This window comes from Methanogenium sp. S4BF (assembly GCF_029633965.1).
In the GTDB taxonomy this organism is placed as follows: Archaea; Halobacteriota; Methanomicrobia; order Methanomicrobiales; family Methanomicrobiaceae; genus Methanogenium.
Genome location: NZ_CP091277.1, coordinates 1,231,427 through 1,250,309, shown reverse-complemented (window position 1 = coordinate 1,250,309; position 18,883 = coordinate 1,231,427). Strand labels below are relative to the sequence as shown.

Below are 18,883 nucleotides of genomic sequence, written 5' to 3'. Positions count from 1 at the left end.
ATGGCCCGCAGTCTTCCCCGTACGATTCTTCCCCGTACAATTTTTCACCGTGATTTGGAACAGCCGGTGTCCTCACCTGTTCTCAGGATTTATCCTCCTCCCCCGCCGTTGCCGCTCGTCCCGCCTGCACATCCCTCTCCCTCAGGTCGCGTAAATGCCGGTACTGCCAGTCCCGTTCACGGGCGACGGCGGCTTCAGCATCAGAGGGGTTTGCGGCCCGGTACATCGCCTGTAAGGCATACATCGCAGCAGCAAGCGCATGGGTGGCGACATGTGCCGTTGCCGCTGCCTGCCCGGCGGCACGGGCGGCCGAACGGGCTGCATTATCCCTTCCCACCTCGCGGGCAGCCGCATGGGCATCACGTGCCGCTTTGCGGATATCCGCCATATGAAAGACCCCCGTCCGGATCCAGTTCTGGAGTGCGTCGACAGCGTCTCCGGGCCGGTGGTCATCAGGATACTGCACCTCAAAGTAGGGCAGGACACGCTCAACGCAGTCAACGGCCCAGACACCCAGCGTTTTGTGACCCGTTTCACGCACCAGCTCCCGCATTGGCTCATCCCTGCGGGCAAGGGAAAACCCGGATTTTGTGGTCATATCCTCATCCCTGTATAGGGACCGGTCTCCTTCTTCTACATTTCTCTCTCTCTCTCACCCCTGCCGGTCATATGAATGGTGGGGATGGCCGGTGCCGCCGTGTCTGTACGGGTGTTTTTCTCCGGCTGGTATGTCCCACCGGGATGTGCCTCCTGCACCGGCCCACCCCCACATACGGGAGAACACCATGGTGAGTGACACCATACTCCCAAACCCGGCACCATGTAACCACAACCATTTCCCACATTTATTATCTGTGACGACCAACCCTTTGTCCATACGAGCCGAGAGATGAGATCAGACACAGGAACCCATGAACAATTTGAATGCAGCGCTGCTTCCGTTGCCGGAATCCGCCCGGTAAACGAGGATGCATGGTGCACTGCCCAGGTGGGTGGGGGGCTGGTCTGCGCCGTTGCCGACGGGATCGGCGGGCATGAGGCAGGGGACGTGGCATCCGCCCTTGCCATTCGCGTATTCGGTGAGACCGTGCATGCGGCACAGATCACTTCAGGCGATCATGACACGGCAGCAGCGGTGCTCATGAAAGGCCACACCCTCGCCCACGAGGCCATCCGGCATCAGGCCATCGGGACCCGTGCAGGAATGGGGACCACGCTTGTCTCCGCCTGGTTTGGGGATGGGGCCATCACCATGTGCAATACGGGGGATTCCCGGTGCACACTGATACGCAAGGGAATCGTGCTGAGGCTGACAAAGGACCACTCCTTTGTGCAGGATCTGGTGGACAAGGGCGTGCTCACCCCGGAGGAGGCCATGGACCACCCGATGAAAAACATCATCACCCACTCGCTGGGTGGGGACTTCATCGCCGACTGCACCGCCCACTTCCTCTGTCCCAATGATACGCTGGTGCTCTCCTCCGACGGCCTGCACGACTATGTCTCCCGTCAGGCGCTGGTTGCGGCAGGAGCGGTGCCGTCCGCAGACGACGCGGTGAAAATTCTTCTTGAAGAGGCTGCCCGGAAATCAACAGATAACATCACCCTTATTGTGGTCAGGGTGCACGGCGAAGCGAAATACCCGGAGGAATGTGAGTAGGATGACAGACCCTGAAGAGTATGCCAATGGAAAGACCGTGATGATGACGGAGGATATGGATTACTATGAAGACCTCTCCCGATATCTCAACGTCCTCTCCAATCCCGTCCGCCTGCATATCCTCAAGATTATCGAGCACACCCCGAAAGAGGCCAGCGAAATCGCGACCGAGATCAGCACATCCTATGTGAACACCAAAAAGCATCTCGAAAAGATGCTTGCGGCAGGCATCATCACCAAGGAGGCCGGATTTGGGCGGGCCACCTCCCGCGGGTCGCTTCCGGTCTGGAAGTACACCACCCGCCCCGGCGGCATCGAGGAGATTATCCGCAATCTGGGATTATTCTCGAACTTAGACATCCATATCAAGGGCAGCGAGCTGGCAGAACGGGTCGATGAGGCCCGGCGGATGGTCTCCCGCGAATATGCGGGGGAGACCCCGGTCATCTTCGTGCTGGGCGGGCCCGCCGACGGAAAGACCTTTCCCCTCTCCGAAGAAGTAACCCGTATCGGGCGGGAGGAGAAACGGTTCGGGCCGCTCATGACTGAACACGATGCCTCTGCCATCCGCTATGCCCCGCCGGGCACCCTCACGGGCGACGCCGCGATCGTCGTCCACCGGGACTTCGACCTTGTCACCCGCATATCACGGCCGCACGCGGAAATTCGCCGGAAGGAGAACGGCTGGTTCCTCACCGACCGGGGAAGCACCGGCGGGACCTACCTGAATGACAGTGCGTGCGGGGAGAACAGCGAGGTGCGGCTGATGGCAGGCGACATCATCGACCTTGCCCGCGGCCCCCGCGGGGTCAGATTCCTCTTCACCGTTGCAGAAGTTCAGGATGAAGCAGCAGACGAATAACGAACACCGGAGCGTGTGAATATGCGAAGGGACGATCCGCAGACAGGAATCCGAGCCTGCCGGAGCGGCGGCTTTGTGCGGATGCTCGTTGCCCTTCTTCTGCTCTGCACAGCCCTGCTCTGCTCTCCCGGCAGCGCCGCCGCCCTGACCGTCGGGGAAGACGGGTATGGCACCATTTCAGCAGCACTTGCCGCGGCCATGCCGGGGGATGAGATCCGCGTTGAGAGCGGCACCTATTCTGAACACCTGAATATCACCGTCCCGGTGACGATCACGGGTGTGAATACCGGCGGGGGGCTGCCGGTCATCATGGCAAAAGAGGGTGAGGCCGCCCTTGTCGTGGACGCACCGGGGACCACCATCGAAGGACTCTTCATTACGGGAATCGTTCCCTGCGGCATATTCGTCCATGCGGACAATACGGTGATTACCGGAAACACGATCGCCACCACCATCCCCGGAACCGGTGTCGGCATCTGCATCTATGACGCAGACCGGACCGTCGTGACGGGAAACCGTATCGAGGGGGAGCGCATCGGGATTCTGGTAAGCGAATCGGACGGGACTGCGGTATACTTCAACGAAATTGACTGCATCATCGGAGCGGTTTCGTCATCCCCGGAGACATCCTGGATCTCGCCGGAGCTCACCTACGTATATGAGGGGAGCTCATTCGCGGGGCAGGTGGGCAACAGCTGGAGCGGGTATGCCGGGGCTGATTTCGGGGGCGATGGAATCGGGGACGAGCCGTATGTCGTCCCCTCCCTCTCCCCGGCCCAGTTCAACGCATGGCGGGACGATGATGAAGCATCCCCCTTTGAACGCCGCCCCTTCGATCTGATGGGTGAACTCACCGGCGGTGTGATTGTGGAGGATACCGCCCCCCTGATCTCAGGCATTGATGCATATTCGGTCACCAGTCCCTCCCGGATGCAGCGGGATACACCCGGGCCGGGTCCGGGCCCGAACGGGACCGGCCCCTTCGAGTTCCCCCGGGAGCCTGAAGGGTTCTTCTGGCCGGCATTTGCCTTTCTGGGCTCCCTGCTTGTCGGAGGGCTGCTCACGGCTGCCGACCGCCGTGCCCGGCACCGCACTGTCCTGAACCGGGACGGGCATACCGTGCCTGTCCTGACCGCCGGATACACCATTCTTGCGGTCATGTGCAGTTCGGCGATGTTTCTGACCGGCTTCCAGTCCCTGCTGGTCCTGCAGACGGTGCCGGGTGCAAACCCGGTTCTGGTCGGGCTGGCATTTCTCTCGGTGGCGGGCATCATCCTTGCCGCAACCACCGCAACGGAGAGTTCCCCCCGGTATCTGCTTGGCGCCTACCTTATCGTGGCAGGCAGCGTGGCGGTCATCTCCGCCGCTCTGGTGCTGGATGGGCAGGGGGGGCCGGGCAGTTCCGTCCCTCTCTTCCTCTGCCTCGCCGCCGTTCTTCTCGGGTCTTATCACCGCTCCCGGTTCGTCACCCCGCAGGTTTCGGGGGACACCGACGAGCGGACCCGTATTGCACACGTTGGCGGCGACCCCTTCGATGAGACCCGGATCATGGACACCCAGCTCAGGGACGTCTATTTCCCCGCCACCCTGTCAGACCGCTACCGTGAAGTGACGTTCATCGGCAAGGGCGGGCTCGCACGCGTATTCCGGGCCGTCCGGCGCAAAGACGGGGCGGTCGTCGCCGTCAAGGTTCCCATCAGCTTTGATGAGACGACCGGCCGCATCTTCTTAAAGGAGATGAAACTCTGGGAAGGGCTTTCCCACCCGAATATCGTCCGCATCTGCTCGGTCAATATCCTGCCCGTGCCCTATGTGGAGATGGAGTATGTGCCGAAGTCCCTCGCGGGTGTCACGCTGCCCCTTCCCCCTGAAGAGGCGGTCGTAATTGTCGAAGGTATCGTCCGCGGCCTCATGTATGCCCATGAACACGGCATCATCCACCGCGATATCAAGCCGCACAACATCCTGCTTGCAGAGGAGAATACCGCCAAAATAACCGACTGGGGCCTCGGGGCGGTGATGGGCGACGGGCACGAGTCCTCTGTCGTGGGCTTTTCCATCCAGTATGCGGCCCCCGAACAGATCGCTCCCCGCCGGTTCGGTGATGCCGATCCCCGCACCGACATCTACCAGACAGGCATTGTCTTCTACGAGCTCCTTACCGGCCGCCGGCCGTTCGGTGACGGCGGGCTGGGGGAGATGACGGACGCCATCCTCAGTGAAATCCCCGCACCCCCCTCATCCCGTGTCCCGGCGGCGGCACCGTGGGATGACATTGTGATGCGCTGCATTGCCAAAGAGAAGGGCGACCGCTACCCGTCCGCTGCAGCGCTGGCAGAGGCGCTGGACACAACATCAAAAGAACCGTGAAACCTCGCGGTTGCATGGTTCCCCTCCCTCCATTTTCTTCATATATACCTGTACGTGGGAAACGCCTCTTCTGAATATTACTACAGAGGCACAGACATGAACTACAGAATAGGTATTGCACTTCTGGTCCTTGCAGCGTGCTGCGGCATCGCGGCCGCCGCAGCCGACAGTGGATCAGACGCTTCGTCCCAGATATCCGTGACCGGGGTGGCAAAGTCCCCTGAAACACTGATGCCGGGAGATCAGGGATTTATCACGGTTCAGATAACGAACTCCGGTGATGAGAGCGCTTCTATCGACCGGGTAAAACTCTACACCAATGACCTGAACGTCGTCAATGACAATGCCTACGAAGTCGTTGGCGACATCGGTGCGGGAAATTCCATGGAATTTTCCTTTATGGTGAAGGCAGGTCCGGGTGAGGGGATCTTCTACCCGACGTTCTATGTCGATTTCGGGTCGGCAGGGTCCCTGCACTCATCCATCCCGGTGATTGTTGAGGACACCACCCCGCAGGTCTCCCTCTTAGGCGTCCCGGAGATCTTCACCGAAGGGAAGACCGAGGATATCACGGTCCGTGTGGGCAATCCCCGTGAGGGCATACTGAGCGGTATCACGATTACGCCGGTAACAGACGGGATAAAATGCGACCGGACCAGCTATTTTGTGGGCGAGCTTGAACAGGACGAATCCGCAGAGGTCACCTTTGCGGTTACCCCGGAGACAGAGGGCGACCTCTCCTTTGTGGTGAGCTACCGAAACGGCGTCAACGAGCACAGCACCGCCGTCTCTATTCCCATGACCTTCGGGACCGACAAGACCAGTGCGGTTCTTGTCATAAACGAGGTCTCGGTGAGTTCGTCCGGGGGGACGGCCACCGTATCCGGTGATGTGACCAACGCCGGTCTCGAGGAGGCATACTCGGTGATGGTAACCGTGGGAGACCCGGCAACGCCCTCCAACCCAAACCCCGTTGCCGTCATCGGCGCCCTTGAACCGGACGACTTCTCCGGGTTTGAGGTGACCTATACGATGCAGGGCGCGGGATCGGTGCCGGTCCTTGTCAGCTACAAGGACGAGGACGGGAACATCTATGAGAATGAGTTCTCCGTCAGCGGCAGCAGTAGCAGCATTTCAGCAGATGGTGAAAGCGGCGCCCCTGCTGAACGGAGTAACGACGGCGGGCCGGGTGGCAGCAGAAGTCCTTTAGGCAGTATGGGAAGCGGATTTTCGCAGATACCATTCATACCCGTCATCTTCGTGATCTTCATCATCGCAGGCGGCCTCATTGTTTGGAGAACCGGCCACCTTGCACGGGCACGTGACGCTGTCAGCGCCCGTCTGCACAAAGAGAAGTGAAGGGGACTATAATGGACTCCACACCGGTTATTGCGCTCGAAGACGTGCGCAAAATATACCCCCTCCTTTCCGGGGATGTCCATGCACTCGACGGCGTCTCTCTCACGATTGAGAAAGGAGAGTTTGTCGCCATCATGGGTCCGTCGGGGTCGGGGAAATCAACGCTCATGAACCAGATCGGCTGTCTCGATGTGCCGACGTCAGGGACGGTCTGTATCGAAGGGCAGGATATCGGCCGGCTCAGTGACTTTGACCTGACGGCACTCCGGAGGGACTCCATCGGCTACATCTTCCAGAAATTCAATCTTATTCCCCTGCTGACAGCCTACGAGAATGTTGAGTATCCGCTGATACTCAGGGACCGGAAGTATGATGACACCGGGCGGGTGCAGGCCCTCCTTGATTCGGTGGGCATCGACGCCGCAATGGCCGCACATCGTCCGGCGGAACTCTCCGGCGGGCAGCAGCAGCGGGTGGCCGTTGCACGGGCACTGGTGAACGAACCGGCCATCCTGCTCTGCGACGAGCCGACCGGAAATCTGGACTCAAAAACGAGCACCCAGATAATGGAGATGCTTGCCGACCTCAACCGCGAGGGGCGAACGGTCATCATGGTGACCCATGATGAATCGACGGCAGAGTATGCCGACCGCACAATCCGAATACAGGACGGGAGGATAGCATGAGAAAACCAGACATAATCTTCCATCTCTCAATGCGCAGTGTGCGCCTGAACCTCCTGCGATCCGTGCTTGCGGCCCTTGGCATTGTGATAGGCGTCGTTGCGATCGCGTCCATCGGGATGATCTCGGCGAATATGACTCTCTCTGTCACCGAAGAGCTCTCCGCAACGGCGAATGTCCTTGTGGTAACCGCCGACAGTGGCGGGGGTGGCGGTGGCGGTTTTAGCCCGGGCAGCGGCGGAGGCAGCAGTTCAGATGAGGATGATTACCTGACCAGTGATCAGTTCGATGATATCAGAAAGGCGGCGGGCTCCGCGTATGTGTATTATCTCTACTCGGAGAGCGATCGTATCGAGACCAGTGACAGCAGCGGCCACGCAACCGTTTATGGGATGGACGATGAGGCGATGACAGAAGTCCTCACCCTTACCGAGGGCAGTTTCCCATCGACCACATCACAGGTCGTTGTCGGGCCGGACTTAGTCGAACGCTACGGTATTGAGGTCGGGAGCAAGGTTACGATAGGAGACGAGGACGATGACGAGGGTGAGACAACCGTCCGGGTGACAGGCATTCTCGAAGAACGCGGCATGTCGATGGACATCAACTCGGACAGTGCCATCATCACGACAGAGAAGTTCTTTACCGGCCGATACGACGGGGAGGATGAGTATTCCCAGGTCAATGTTGTTGTTGATGACATCAATGAGATCGATGCGGTATCTGAGAGCATCGATGAGTCCCTGAATAAGAAGGACGATGAAGTCAGGGTGCAGGATTCCAGCCGGATGCTTGACTCTATATCTTCGACACTGGGGACGCTCACCACCTTTGCCCTTGGCATCGCGGGCATCTCGCTTCTTGTGGCGGCCGTCTCCATCTTCAATGTGATGATGATGTCGGTCACGGAACGTATCCGTGAGATAGGAATTCTCCGCAGTATCGGGACGCAGAAGGGCGAAATCCTCAGGATGTTTGTCTACGAGGCGGCTATTATCGGCATTGTCGGGGCAGGTATCGGGGCGGTGCTCTCGCTTCTCATTGGCTATGTGGTCGTCTTCGGGATGGTCGGGACGACCGAGTATTTCTTTGCATGGAACAGTATCGTGAATGTCCCGGAAGGGATGATCATCGGTACGGTCATCTGCGTTATCTCGGGTGTCTACCCGGCATGGCGGGCATCGAACCTCGACCCGATTGAGGCGCTCAGGGCGGAGTGAACGAGAGGGACGGCCACCGTGCAACTGCATGGTTGCATCATGCCCTCCCTCCTATTTTATGCATTTATGGTCATCCGGAGAATCATCTGTTCAGAGGTCCGGGAAGGTATGGCACTCTTTTTGTCCTGACCCCTTCCCTGAGAAGACCGGAGATAAAAGAGAGGGAAACAGATGAAGAATATTCCACCTGACCATGCACCGGCCGGCCCTGTCGTGCCCTCTGCCTTTCGGATGCTTGCGGAAAACGGCGTCGACACCACGGAACTGGAGGCGGCGTTTGAGAATGGCGATATAACAGGCATCCATGCTTTTTTCCAAAAGATCCGGCCCACCGGTGCCGTTCCCGGACGTTACCACGGGGATGCATCCCCCGGGCCGGCGTTCCCGGATTCATTTGGGGAATGACCGGTTCGTTCCCCGGCTCCGGGGCGTTTTCTCATCGCCTGTGCCGGTGCAGGCGGCACCCTTTTTAGCAGGAAACGGAAGGTTTGCCCGTGACTCCCGGGCGGCATACGGTTATCAGGGTTTCGTCATGCAACCCTGCGGTTAATGCACGTACATTCTGCTATTCTCCCCATTTATCACATTTTATGCGGACCGTTCTATGTGAGGGCAAAGGTTCAGCGTATGTCTGGACCAGACACCTGAAAGGAGACATGAAATGGATACACGTAAAAAATTAATTGCTGCTGCGGCAGGCCTTGCTGTGCTCTGCATCTGTGCAGCAGCGGTGGTGCCGCTTATGATGAGCGATGACAATGGAACCGGGCAGGTCAGTTCCCCAACGGCAGCGGCTTCATCCCCCGTAACTACGCCTGATATGGGAGCCGGGATCCCTGTTTCCTCCCCGAATGAGGGGCTGCCCACGGATACCTCTGTGAATGCTATCGGGGCGGATGAACCCGTCCGGGAGGGGATACCTCCTGATGGTATGCCTGAAGGTATGCCTGAGATGGATGCCGGACAGATTGAGGAGATCCTTGATATAATGCAGGAGAATGGCATCGACACCACCGAAGCCAGGGAGGCTCTTGAAAACGGTGATATGGATGCTGTCTTCGCCTTCATCGAGGAGAACCGGCCCGCAGATATGCCCCCGGGCGGCGGCCCCGGAGACCGGCCGGACGGGCCGCCTCCCGCATGATACTGAAATTGCCGGAATCGTTTGTGAATGCCGGAATCTGATGGTTCTCTCTGGCCGGTGCATGCGGAAGACGCGGGGATTCACCTGTTCGGTTTTTGATCATACGAGACTGTGGAGGGAGAGCCCCGGACCTGAAACACAACCGGGACCGGTGCGTACCTCATACCATTTTTCTTTCCCGCTCACTGCACTTCTGAGATGATGCGTCTTTTTTGCGACTCCATGCCAGCACACAAGATGATGGACGTACCTGGTCCGGCTGCCTGTTCAGCCAGGATATGGATGGTTTTTGCATCGTATTCACAAGGCTGTTATTTCTCCCTTGAGATCACAGAGATTGCCATAAGACTGCTTACGGCGTTTTATGCCGATTCTTTAGGAAAAGCTCTTCTCCTCTCTGCCTGCTGTTCCGGTGGTCCCATGCTGCCGTGCCTGTCGGTATCACATATGACCATCGTGCAACCTTATGGTTGCACTATACCATTCCCCCCATTTTACGCATTTATCCCTTTCCGGGTGATTGGTATGATCAGAGGTTCGGGGAGGTGATCCACTCCCTGCCCGGACCCGAAAAAACAGGAGTTGAAGAATGACAAAAAGCAGAAAAATTGTCCTGGCACTGACCGGCCTTGCCGTGCTCTGTGTCTGCGCCGCGATGGCAGCACCACTTGCCATGGGTGACGGAACAGGACAGAGGGGCATGATGAAGGACGGCACCGGTGCCCAGGCTGCCCTTGAGAAATTGCAGGCAGACGGCATTGACACGACCGGGCTTGAGACCGCTCTTGCAAACGATGACCGTGAGGCTGTCCATGCCTTCCTGCAGGCGAACCGTCCTGCCGATGCACCGGCAATGAACGAAGACCGGCCTGCCATGAATGAAGAACGGATGCAGGAAATGATCCGGAAGATGCAGGCAAACGGTGTTGACACGACTGCTCTTGAGACCGCCCTTGAGAGCGGTGACCGTGAGGCTGTCCGTGCATTCATGGAGGCGAACCGTCCTGCCATGAATGAAGAACGCATGCAGGAAATGATCCGGAAGATGCAGGCAAACGGTGTTGACACGACTGCTCTTGAGACCGCACTTGAGAGCGGCGACAGGGAAGCCGTTCACGCCTTCCTGCAGGAGAACCGCCCTGCCGATGCAGGCACCGGCCTCCGGCATGGCGGCCCGTCCGCTGAATAAGAACCAGCAAATCATCTCATGAATGGCTGAAAGGACAAACTCTCCATTCAATCCATGTGTCAGCAAAGACCACAGAGTGCATGACACATGGCACCTTTCCCCACCCATCCCAATACTATACTCTCGGAAATACCATTCAGGAAGAGACAGCCGGCCCCCCTGACCACACACCACAGGGCCGGTGTCTTTTGGATATCATTTTTTGGCCGGGCCGGGCAGGAACATATTCCCCTCCGGAAATATCCGGTTCCTGCCTTGTCTTCCCCATACTATAAATGGCAGTGTTCGTTTCTCTGTTTATTCTGACGGGAAATTATTGGCCCCTGATGCATGGTCCGATTTAATACCGTTCGGATGTGGTCCGGGTTGCCGGCCCGGGGCGTTTTGATCCGGTTTTAAATCCGCATCATCACCGATTTTTCAGGAAACCAATCGCGGTTTCTGGTATTCGGGTTTGAAGTCAGTGGCCGGTACGGTTATTTTGTTCCCTTAACTATTGTCGGCATTGCACAGCATGATGCTTAAAAGCCTTAATGGGCTTGTGTGAGGGTGTATTTATATATGCGTAATTGTGCAATAACTATTAATGAGTGTCCCCCCCGCGTTGCATGCCTACTGTGCGTTATTTTTCTCCGGCCGTCAGAGACCTGAGGTCTTCTGTTATCTCTCCATTGTGGTGTTCCTCCTCAAAAGAGTAGTTATAATGCCGTTTTTGGCAGGCATTCGTGCTGATCCATATTCGTGCAGCAGTATCCCTGATAGTACTACGCATGCAGATTCCCGTGCCGGGGTGCCGGCAGGGGACGTCCGGGGTTTGGATTTCAGGTGCCTGAGGATCATCTGTTCTGTCTTTACCGAAAATGAGGTGTTTTACCATGTCTGAAAATTCCCCCTGGTGGAGTGCACCAGCAATTCAAGCAATTTTTTTTGTGATGCTCATCACGTTTGTCGCAATTCCCTGTCTGGCAGCACCGGTAGCCGCAGTGTATAGCGGCGGCAGCGGCACAGAGGCGAGTCCCTATCAGATAAGCAGCAGTGCTGATATCAGATATCTGTCCACGGACTCTGGCAACTGGAATAAATATTTTATAGTGACCGGTGATATCGATCTTTCCGGAGGAAATCCCACATCAACGATTGGTACTTCCGCTACTCCTTTCATCGGCACTTTTGACGGGCAGGGGTATACGATTAGCAACTTCGAATTGTCGATAAATAATGATAACATTGGTCTCTTTGGCTGTGTCGGTTCAGGTGGAGAGATTACTTGTCTGGGCGTTGAAACGAATGCCAATGGTGTACGCGGAAGCAATTATGTCGGTGTGGTTGTTGGAGATAATCGAGGCTCGGTTACGAATTGCTATGCAACGGGCGCTGCCACCGCAACTGGAGGTGATGCCGGCGGTCTTATTGGTTTGAATTATGGCTCCGTAACGAACTGTTCTGCAGCGGGCAATGCCACTGCATTTAAGTATGATGCCGGCGGCCTTGTTGGTTGGAATGACCATGGCTCTGTAACGAACTGTTATGCAACGGGCAATGCCACTTCTGAATATGATGCCGGCGGCCTTGTTGGTTGGAATGACTATGGCTCCATAACGAACTGTTATGCAACGGGCAAGGCCACTGCAACTGGAAGTGATGCCGGTGGTCTTGTTGGTTGGAATGTCGATAGCTCCATTACAAATTGTTATGCAACGGGTATTGCCACTGCTCCTTCTTATGCCGGCGGTCTTGTTGGTTACAATTGGGATAGCTCCGTAACGAACTGTTACCGTTACACTGGTGGACCTTCGGCAACCGGTATTCTGATCACTGATATTACGAAATTTAAGGACTATGTTTTTTTAACCGGAACATCACCGGATAATGGTCTTAAATGGTCAACAGGAATTATCAGCACGGATGCTGATTCATCCAAAATCTGGCGGGCGTTTTCGGATAAGAGTGAGTATCCACTCTTCCAGTGGCAGGTGCAGGTAGAACAACTCTATAGCGGTGGAAGCGGCACGTCGGATGATCCGTACCAGATCAGCACCCGGGACGATGTCATCTATCTCTCAACCGATTCTGAAAACTGGGACAAGCATTTCATCGTCACAACAGACATCTCCCTCGCTGACGGAAGCCCGACGGCGACGATCGGGAACAGCGGCACGAAATTCACCGGGAATTTTGACGGGCAGGGCCACACCATCAGCGATTTCACCCTGAGTAAAACCGGTGTTGAAAATGTCGGCCTTTTTGGGTATGTTGGTTCGGGTGCAGAAATTAAGGACCTGGGAATCACCGCCGGTGACGCCGGCGTAACCGGAAAGTGCTATGTCGGTGTCCTCGCCGGCAGTAACACTGGCAGCATCACTAACTGTTCTGCAACCGGGAATGCCAATGCCAGTGATTATGCTGCCGGTGGTTTTGTCGGGTATAGTGAAGGCACCATCACCAACTGTTATGCAACCGGGAATGCCACAACCGGTACTGCTAATCTTGCCGGTGGTCTTGTCGGGTATAACAACGGAGGAACTATCACAAACTGTTATGCAACCGGGAATGCAAATGCGGGGGTTAGATTTGCCGGCGGTCTTGTCGGGTATAACAACGGAGGAACTATCACAAACTGTTATGCAACCGGGAATGCAACTGTTGGGACTAGTTTGGCCGGTGGTCTTGTTGGTTCAAATACTGGCACCATCACAAACTGTTATCGGCACTATAACGGTGGCGATAATTCCCGGGGCACATATGTTCCCGACCTTATGACGCTCAGGGACACTGCGTTCCTCACCGGAGATGAACTCAACAACGGTCTGAAATGGTCTGCAGGTATCATCAGCACCAGCGCCGATTCGACAAAGGTCTGGCGGGCATTTACCTACAAGAGCCAGTATCCGATCTTCCAGTGGCAGTCGTTTGGCACCGGAACAATCCAGGTAAACTCAACGCCTGCCGGTGCAAACATTTCCCTGAACGGCGTCGCCACCGGGAGCGAGACCAATGCAACACTCTCTGCGATTCCTGCGGGGACATACAATATTTCCGCAGCAAAATCCGGATACGATACCGGATATCAGAGCATTACCCTTACCGGTGATGCAACGGCATCCGTCAACTTCATCCTCGTCCAACAGGTCGGGACGCTGCAGGTCAACTCCACTCCGGCGGGTGCCCTGATCTCCATTAATGGCAGCAGCACTGGCAATTACACCAACGCCACCTTCAGCAATTATCTGCCAGGCACCTACAACGTGACCGTTGAACGTGACGGCTATATTCCCTCACCCGGATTCAGGACCGTGACCCTCTCGAGCGGTGAGACCGAAACCGCTGCATTTACCCTTGTCCAGCTGTACAGCGGGGGAAACGGCACGGCGGCAAATCCCTACCAGATCAGCACCCGGGACGATGTCATCTACCTTTCAACTGATTCCGGGAACTGGGACAAGCATTTCATCGTCACAACAGACATCTCCCTCGCTGACGGAAGCCCGACGGCGACGATCGGGAACAGCGGCACGGAATTCACCGGGAATTTTGACGGGCAGGGCCACACCATCAGCGAATTTACGATTATTAATTGGTTCGGTTCGTACATCGGGTTCTTTGGGTACGTTGATTCCGGGGCGGAGATCTCGAATCTCAGAATCACCGCCAGTGACGCCGGTGTATCCGGATCAAACAATGTTGGTGTCCTTGCCGGTTACAACACGGGCATCCTTACCAACTGTTATGCAACCGGGAATGCCACAGCCTCCGGGGATTATGCCGGCGGTCTTGTTGGAGAAAGCCGTGGCACCCTCACCAACTGTTCTGCAACCGGGAGCGCCACTGCCAGTGAGTATGCCGGCGGTCTTGTTGGGCATGTTTTTTCTGGCACCTTCACCAACTGTTATGCAACCGGGGATGCCACTGCCACGGAGAGTTGGGCCGGTGGTCTTGTCGGGTATTTCAATTCTGGCACCCTCACCAACTGTTCTGCAACGGGGAATGCCACTACCACGGCTAGTTGGGCCGGCGGTCTTGTTGGCTTTTGTGGCAGTTCCAGTATAACCAATTGTTCTGCAACCGGGGATGCCACTGCCGGGGATGAATATGCCGGCGGTCTCGTCGGGCAAAGTTATGGCAGCATCACCAACTGTTATGCAACCGGGAATGCTAATGCCAGGTATGATTGTGCCGGCGGTCTTGCCGGGTCTATCAGATCTGATGGCAGCATCACCAACTGTTATGCAACCGGGAATGCCACTGCCAGGAATGATTATGCCGGCGGTCTTGTGGCGGAGAACATGGGCGCCATCACCAACAGTTATGCAACCGGGAGTGCCACTGCCGGTGGGAGTAATACCGGCGGTCTTATCGGGTATAATAAGGACGGCACCCTCACCAACTGTTACCGGCACTATAATAGCGGCGGGTGTTTCAACGGCACATATGTATCTGATCCAACGACGTTCAGGGACATTGATTTCCTCACCGGGGATACGCCTGACGACGGTCTGGGATGGTCTACGGGTAACATCAGCACCAGCGCCGATTTGACAAAGGTCTGGCGTGCATTTACCTATAAGGGTCAGTACCCGATCTTCCAGTGGCAGTCGTTTGGCACCGGTACGATCCGGGTAAACTCAACGCCTGACGGTGCGGACATTTCCCTGAACGGTGTCGCCACCGAAAGCGAGACCAATGCAACGCTCTCACAGCTCTCCGGAGGAGAGTATAATGTTACGGTTGTGCTTGCTGGTTATAAGCCCGATCCTGCATTTTCGGTTGTGACACTTGAATCGGGTGATACTGAAACTCTTGACTTTACGTTAACAAAGTACAGCGGCGGCACCGGAACCTCAGATAATCCTTACAAGATCAGTACAGAAGAGGATTTAATAGGTCTGTCAACCATTTCCGGGGACTGGGGCGCGTATTTCATCCTGACGAATGACATTGCCCTTGTCAACAGTCCAACTGAGACGATTGGTAGTTCGGGTACCAAGTTTACCGGCAGTTTTGACGGCCAGGGTTATACCATCAGCAATTTCGTGATGAATAAGAGCTCCTCTGATTATGTCGGTCTGTTTGGATATCTCGATTCTGATGGAGAAATTAAGAATCTTGGAGTTGAGGCTGGAGATAGCGGTGTTTTTGGAAAGGATTATGTCGGTATTCTTGCCGGCCGTATAGGTTCCGGTAGCGTAACCAACTGTTCATCGACCGGCAGTGTCAGTGCAAGCGGTAGTTCCGGATATGCCGGTGGTCTTGTGGGGTATATCTATTCCGGCAGTATAACCGAATGTAGTGCGACCGGCAATGCCACTGCGAGTACGAATGCCGGTGGTCTTGTTGGCTATATTTATTATTCTGCTACCATCAGCAATTGTTCTGCAACAGGCAATGTCACTGCGAGTGGAGAGTATGCCGGCGGTCTTGTTGGCCGTGTCAGCCGTACTTCCGGCGGTAGCATCAGCATCACCAATTGTTCTGCGACGGGTAGTGTCAGTGCAGGTAGCTATGCCGGTGGTCTTGCGGGCTTTGCTCAATATTCCGGCAGCACGCTACGGGACTGCTCCGCGACGGGCAGTGTCACTGCGAGTAGTAATTATGCCGGTGGTCTTGTCGGCCGTATTGATTCCGGTAGCAGCATAATCAACTGCTCCGCGAGCGGTAGAGTCGATGGATCCAAATATGCCGGTGGTCTTGTTGGGTATTTTAATTATGGTAATATAATCAACTGCTCTGCGAGTGGTAGTGCCACTGCAGGTGCTGATGGTTATGCCGGTGGTCTTGCCGGTTATATTTATTCCGGAGACACAACCATCACCGATTGTTCTGCGACCGGTAATGCTACTGCGAGTGGTGGTGATTATGCCGGTGGTCTTGTTGGCTATGCCGGCTATTCCAGTACCGGCAGTATCAGCATCACCAATTGTTCTGCAACAGGTAATGCCGGTGCAAGATCGTATGCCGGTGGTCTCGTTGGATATGTGAAAGAATCCGACAGCACGATAAGAAAATGCTACGCGACGGGTAGCGCTACTGGCAGTAGTAGTTTTGCCGGCGGTCTTGTTGGTAAGAACGATGGCAGCAGCATAATCACCTGTTATGCGACCGGCAATGCTGCGGCAGAAGGTGCCGGGTATGCCGGTGGTCTTGTCGGGTATTCCAGTGGTGGCATAACCAATTGTTATGGAACCGGTACTGCTACTGCAGGTAATTATAATGCCGGTGGTCTTGTTGGTCAGAGCTCAGGTGGTATAACCAATTGCTATGCGACCGGTAATGCGACTGTAACGAGATATGATGATGCCGGCGGTCTTGTTGGAACAAATAGCGGCACGATAACCAACTCCTATGCAATTGGCAGTGCTGCTGCAAGGTCTTATGCCAGAGGTCTCGTTGGGAGTAATTCCGGCACGATAACCAACTGTTATCGTTATACCGCCGGCGGTTCCGGCACCCCGATCGATGATTTGTCTACCTTCAGGGATTATGCGTTCCTCACCGGAACACCTGGCGTGGATCCTTCCACTGACCCTGGTCTGAACTGGTCAGCTGCTGTCATCAGCACTGATGCCGACTCATCAAAGATCTGGAGAGCATTTACCTATAAAAACAATTACCCGATATTCCAGTGGCAGTCGTATGAGGAAGGAACGATTCAGGTTAACTCAATACCGGAAGGTGCATCCGTTTCCCTCAACGGCGTTGACACCGGGAGCAAGACCAATGCAACGCTGACCGATATGGCGGCAGGAACTTACACCGTCACCGTTGCAAAATCGGGGTATCTGTCAGATTCTCAGACGGTTCTCCTTGCCGGGGGAGCTACCGAAGAAGTAGACATTACCCTGATCTCACCGGTTCTCTGGAACGTTTCATCCATTGCGGGCGGCGGAAATTACTCGGAAGTCTCCGATGTCCCCGTATTAAAAGACGGCGATACCATCCAAATCTGGGGGACGGATGGGCACACCTATGAGGGAGGGTTCACGATTGCCGTCCCGAATGTAACAGTAAAGCAGTGGGATGGCTCACCGGTCCGGCCGCTTCTGACCAATACTTCAAACACCGCCCCCGCCATCACCATTACCGCAGACAATGCGACGCTGCAGGGGCTCACCATCTCCGGAAACACCTTTGCCGGTGCCGGTGCCGGTGTTCAGGCACTGGGAACGATTGGTTCGCACCTGCAGGGGCTCACCATCACCGGGTGTGTCTTTACCGGAAATGGTGTCTCCGCCGAAGGCTCCGATGACAGCGGCGGTGCAGTGTGTATCACCTATGTTGACGACAGCTGCATCACGGATACCACGTTTACCGGCAACACGGCAGGAGAACATGGAGGTGCGGTTTTAATTACGACTTCTCCGTCTCCCGTTCTGACAGATGTGGTCTTCACGAACAATTCGGCGAAATATCGCGGTGGAGGGGTATATATCCGAAATTCCGCAGCACCCGTCCTGACCCGCACGACCTTTACAAACAACACCGCCGGGACGTTTGGCGCCGGTGCATCATACTATGATGCAGATGATGCCGTTGTGACGGGTGCGACCTTCACGAACAATACTGCAAACTATGGCGGAGGCTGTTACTTTGAACAATCCGATACTCCGGAGATATCTGGTACTGCCTACACCGACAACACCGCGAATTATAACGGTGGAGGATGCTATTTCATCAGTTCTCCCTCTGCTGACATACAGGATACGACCTTTACGCGCAATACCGGGAAGCTTGGCGGCGGTTCTCAGTTCTACAATTCTGCCCTTGCAGAAATCACCAATGTCACCTATACGGACAACACCGCTTCGTCAGAGGGCGGCAGCTGCTATCTTGCGTCTTCCAGTGATGTGGTCTTCACGAATATCAGTGCAGATACCGGGAGCGGGGATGACTTCTCTGTAAGTGAAGAGTGCACCGGTGTCATTTTCACGAACCTCACGATGGGTGACACGGACAGCACCTCTGTCTCATTCACCTTCGGCGGCGGTATGAAGATCGCCGGTGCCACCGTCATCCAACCGGCCGACCCCACAGGCTATGCGAACATCAGCCACTTTGTGAATGTCACCGCACCGGGCTGGATGCTTTTGAATGTCAGCTACACCGATGCCGATGTGGCAGGACTCAATGCATCTTCCCTCTCCATGTGGGACATCACTACCGGCAGTACCTGGGGCGAAGTCGCCGGCACGAACGGCGTGAACACGGTGGAGAAGTATGTCTATGCACGGCTTGAGTCCCTCTCCTCCTGGCATACCATTGCTCCGTTTGCGAACATCACCGGAACCCTGCAGATCAACTCCACCCCGTCCAACGGCTGGATATGGATTGACGGGGTGAACCGGTCAGTGCAGACGAACGCCACAGTGGGGGGATTGTCCCCGATATCGAACACAATGTGA

General features: G+C 55.9%; 12 protein-coding genes. 11 read left to right on the top strand and 1 reads right to left on the bottom strand.

Annotated elements, in window-relative coordinates; translation table 11 throughout:
* Positions 1-82 precede the first annotated feature (82 nt).
* Entirely contained in the window at positions 83-598 is a 516-nt protein-coding gene (locus L1S32_RS06060; protein WP_278157021.1) for a putative immunity protein, read from the bottom strand.
* Positions 599-889: 291 nt separating this feature from the next.
* Here L1S32_RS06060 and L1S32_RS06055 point away from each other — a divergent pair, with 291 nt between their 5' ends.
* From L1S32_RS06055 to L1S32_RS06005, 11 genes are all read left to right on the top strand, one after another.
* Positions 890-1,660 (top strand): protein phosphatase 2C domain-containing protein, encoded by a 771-nt coding sequence (locus tag L1S32_RS06055; protein WP_278157020.1) that lies wholly within the window; start codon positions 890-892, stop codon positions 1,658-1,660.
* Between the two features lies 1 nt (position 1,661).
* Complete coding sequence (locus tag L1S32_RS06050) at positions 1,662-2,522, top strand: FHA domain-containing protein (protein ID WP_278157019.1); 861 nt, start codon at positions 1,662-1,664, stop codon at positions 2,520-2,522.
* Positions 2,523-2,543: 21 nt separating this feature from the next.
* Positions 2,544-4,892, top strand: coding sequence for a protein kinase (locus L1S32_RS06045; RefSeq protein WP_278157018.1), 2,349 nt, complete (start codon positions 2,544-2,546; stop codon positions 4,890-4,892).
* 96 nt (positions 4,893-4,988) lie between these two features.
* A complete protein-coding gene (locus L1S32_RS06040) occupies positions 4,989-6,251 on the top strand; it encodes a hypothetical protein (RefSeq protein ID WP_278157017.1) in 1,263 nt (420 codons plus the stop codon).
* 11 nt (positions 6,252-6,262) lie between these two features.
* Positions 6,263-6,937: an ABC transporter ATP-binding protein gene (locus L1S32_RS06035; protein ID WP_278157016.1), complete on the top strand. Its 675-nt coding sequence runs from the start codon at positions 6,263-6,265 to the stop codon at positions 6,935-6,937.
* Positions 6,934-8,154: an ABC transporter permease gene (locus L1S32_RS06030; protein WP_278157015.1), complete on the top strand. Its 1,221-nt coding sequence runs from the start codon at positions 6,934-6,936 to the stop codon at positions 8,152-8,154. The genes L1S32_RS06035 and L1S32_RS06030 overlap by 4 nt, the downstream gene beginning before the upstream one ends.
* A gap of 171 nt (positions 8,155-8,325) precedes the next feature.
* Positions 8,326-8,559: a hypothetical protein gene (locus L1S32_RS06025; protein WP_278157014.1), complete on the top strand. Its 234-nt coding sequence runs from the start codon at positions 8,326-8,328 to the stop codon at positions 8,557-8,559.
* 256 nt (positions 8,560-8,815) lie between these two features.
* The gene (locus tag L1S32_RS06020) at positions 8,816-9,298 is read left to right on the top strand and encodes a hypothetical protein (RefSeq protein WP_278157013.1); all 483 of its coding nucleotides are present in this window, start codon (positions 8,816-8,818) and stop codon (positions 9,296-9,298) included.
* Between the two features lie 589 nt (positions 9,299-9,887).
* The gene (locus L1S32_RS06015) at positions 9,888-10,487 is read left to right on the top strand and encodes a hypothetical protein (RefSeq protein ID WP_278157010.1); all 600 of its coding nucleotides are present in this window, start codon (positions 9,888-9,890) and stop codon (positions 10,485-10,487) included.
* Positions 10,488-11,073: 586 nt separating this feature from the next.
* On the top strand, positions 11,074-11,370 hold the full coding sequence (locus L1S32_RS06010) for a hypothetical protein (protein WP_278157008.1): 297 nt from the start codon (positions 11,074-11,076) through the stop codon (positions 11,368-11,370).
* Positions 11,363-18,883, top strand: coding sequence for a GLUG motif-containing protein (locus tag L1S32_RS06005; protein ID WP_278157006.1), 7,521 nt, complete (start codon positions 11,363-11,365; stop codon positions 18,881-18,883). Before L1S32_RS06010 ends, L1S32_RS06005 begins: the two co-directional genes overlap by 8 nt.

Coding starts and splice junctions, on each gene's coding strand:
- L1S32_RS06060 (WP_278157021.1), bottom strand. CDS start 598: ATGACCACAAAATCCGGGTTTTCCCTTGCCCGCAGGGATGAGCCAATG.
- L1S32_RS06055 (WP_278157020.1), top strand. CDS start 890: ATGAGATCAGACACAGGAACCCATGAACAATTTGAATGCAGCGCTGCT.
- L1S32_RS06050 (WP_278157019.1), top strand. CDS start 1,662: ATGACAGACCCTGAAGAGTATGCCAATGGAAAGACCGTGATGATGACG.
- L1S32_RS06045 (WP_278157018.1), top strand. CDS start 2,544: ATGCGAAGGGACGATCCGCAGACAGGAATCCGAGCCTGCCGGAGCGGC.
- L1S32_RS06040 (WP_278157017.1), top strand. CDS start 4,989: ATGAACTACAGAATAGGTATTGCACTTCTGGTCCTTGCAGCGTGCTGC.
- L1S32_RS06035 (WP_278157016.1), top strand. CDS start 6,263: ATGGACTCCACACCGGTTATTGCGCTCGAAGACGTGCGCAAAATATAC.
- L1S32_RS06030 (WP_278157015.1), top strand. CDS start 6,934: ATGAGAAAACCAGACATAATCTTCCATCTCTCAATGCGCAGTGTGCGC.
- L1S32_RS06025 (WP_278157014.1), top strand. CDS start 8,326: ATGAAGAATATTCCACCTGACCATGCACCGGCCGGCCCTGTCGTGCCC.
- L1S32_RS06020 (WP_278157013.1), top strand. CDS start 8,816: ATGGATACACGTAAAAAATTAATTGCTGCTGCGGCAGGCCTTGCTGTG.
- L1S32_RS06015 (WP_278157010.1), top strand. CDS start 9,888: ATGACAAAAAGCAGAAAAATTGTCCTGGCACTGACCGGCCTTGCCGTG.
- L1S32_RS06010 (WP_278157008.1), top strand. CDS start 11,074: ATGAGTGTCCCCCCCGCGTTGCATGCCTACTGTGCGTTATTTTTCTCC.
- L1S32_RS06005 (WP_278157006.1), top strand. CDS start 11,363: ATGTCTGAAAATTCCCCCTGGTGGAGTGCACCAGCAATTCAAGCAATT.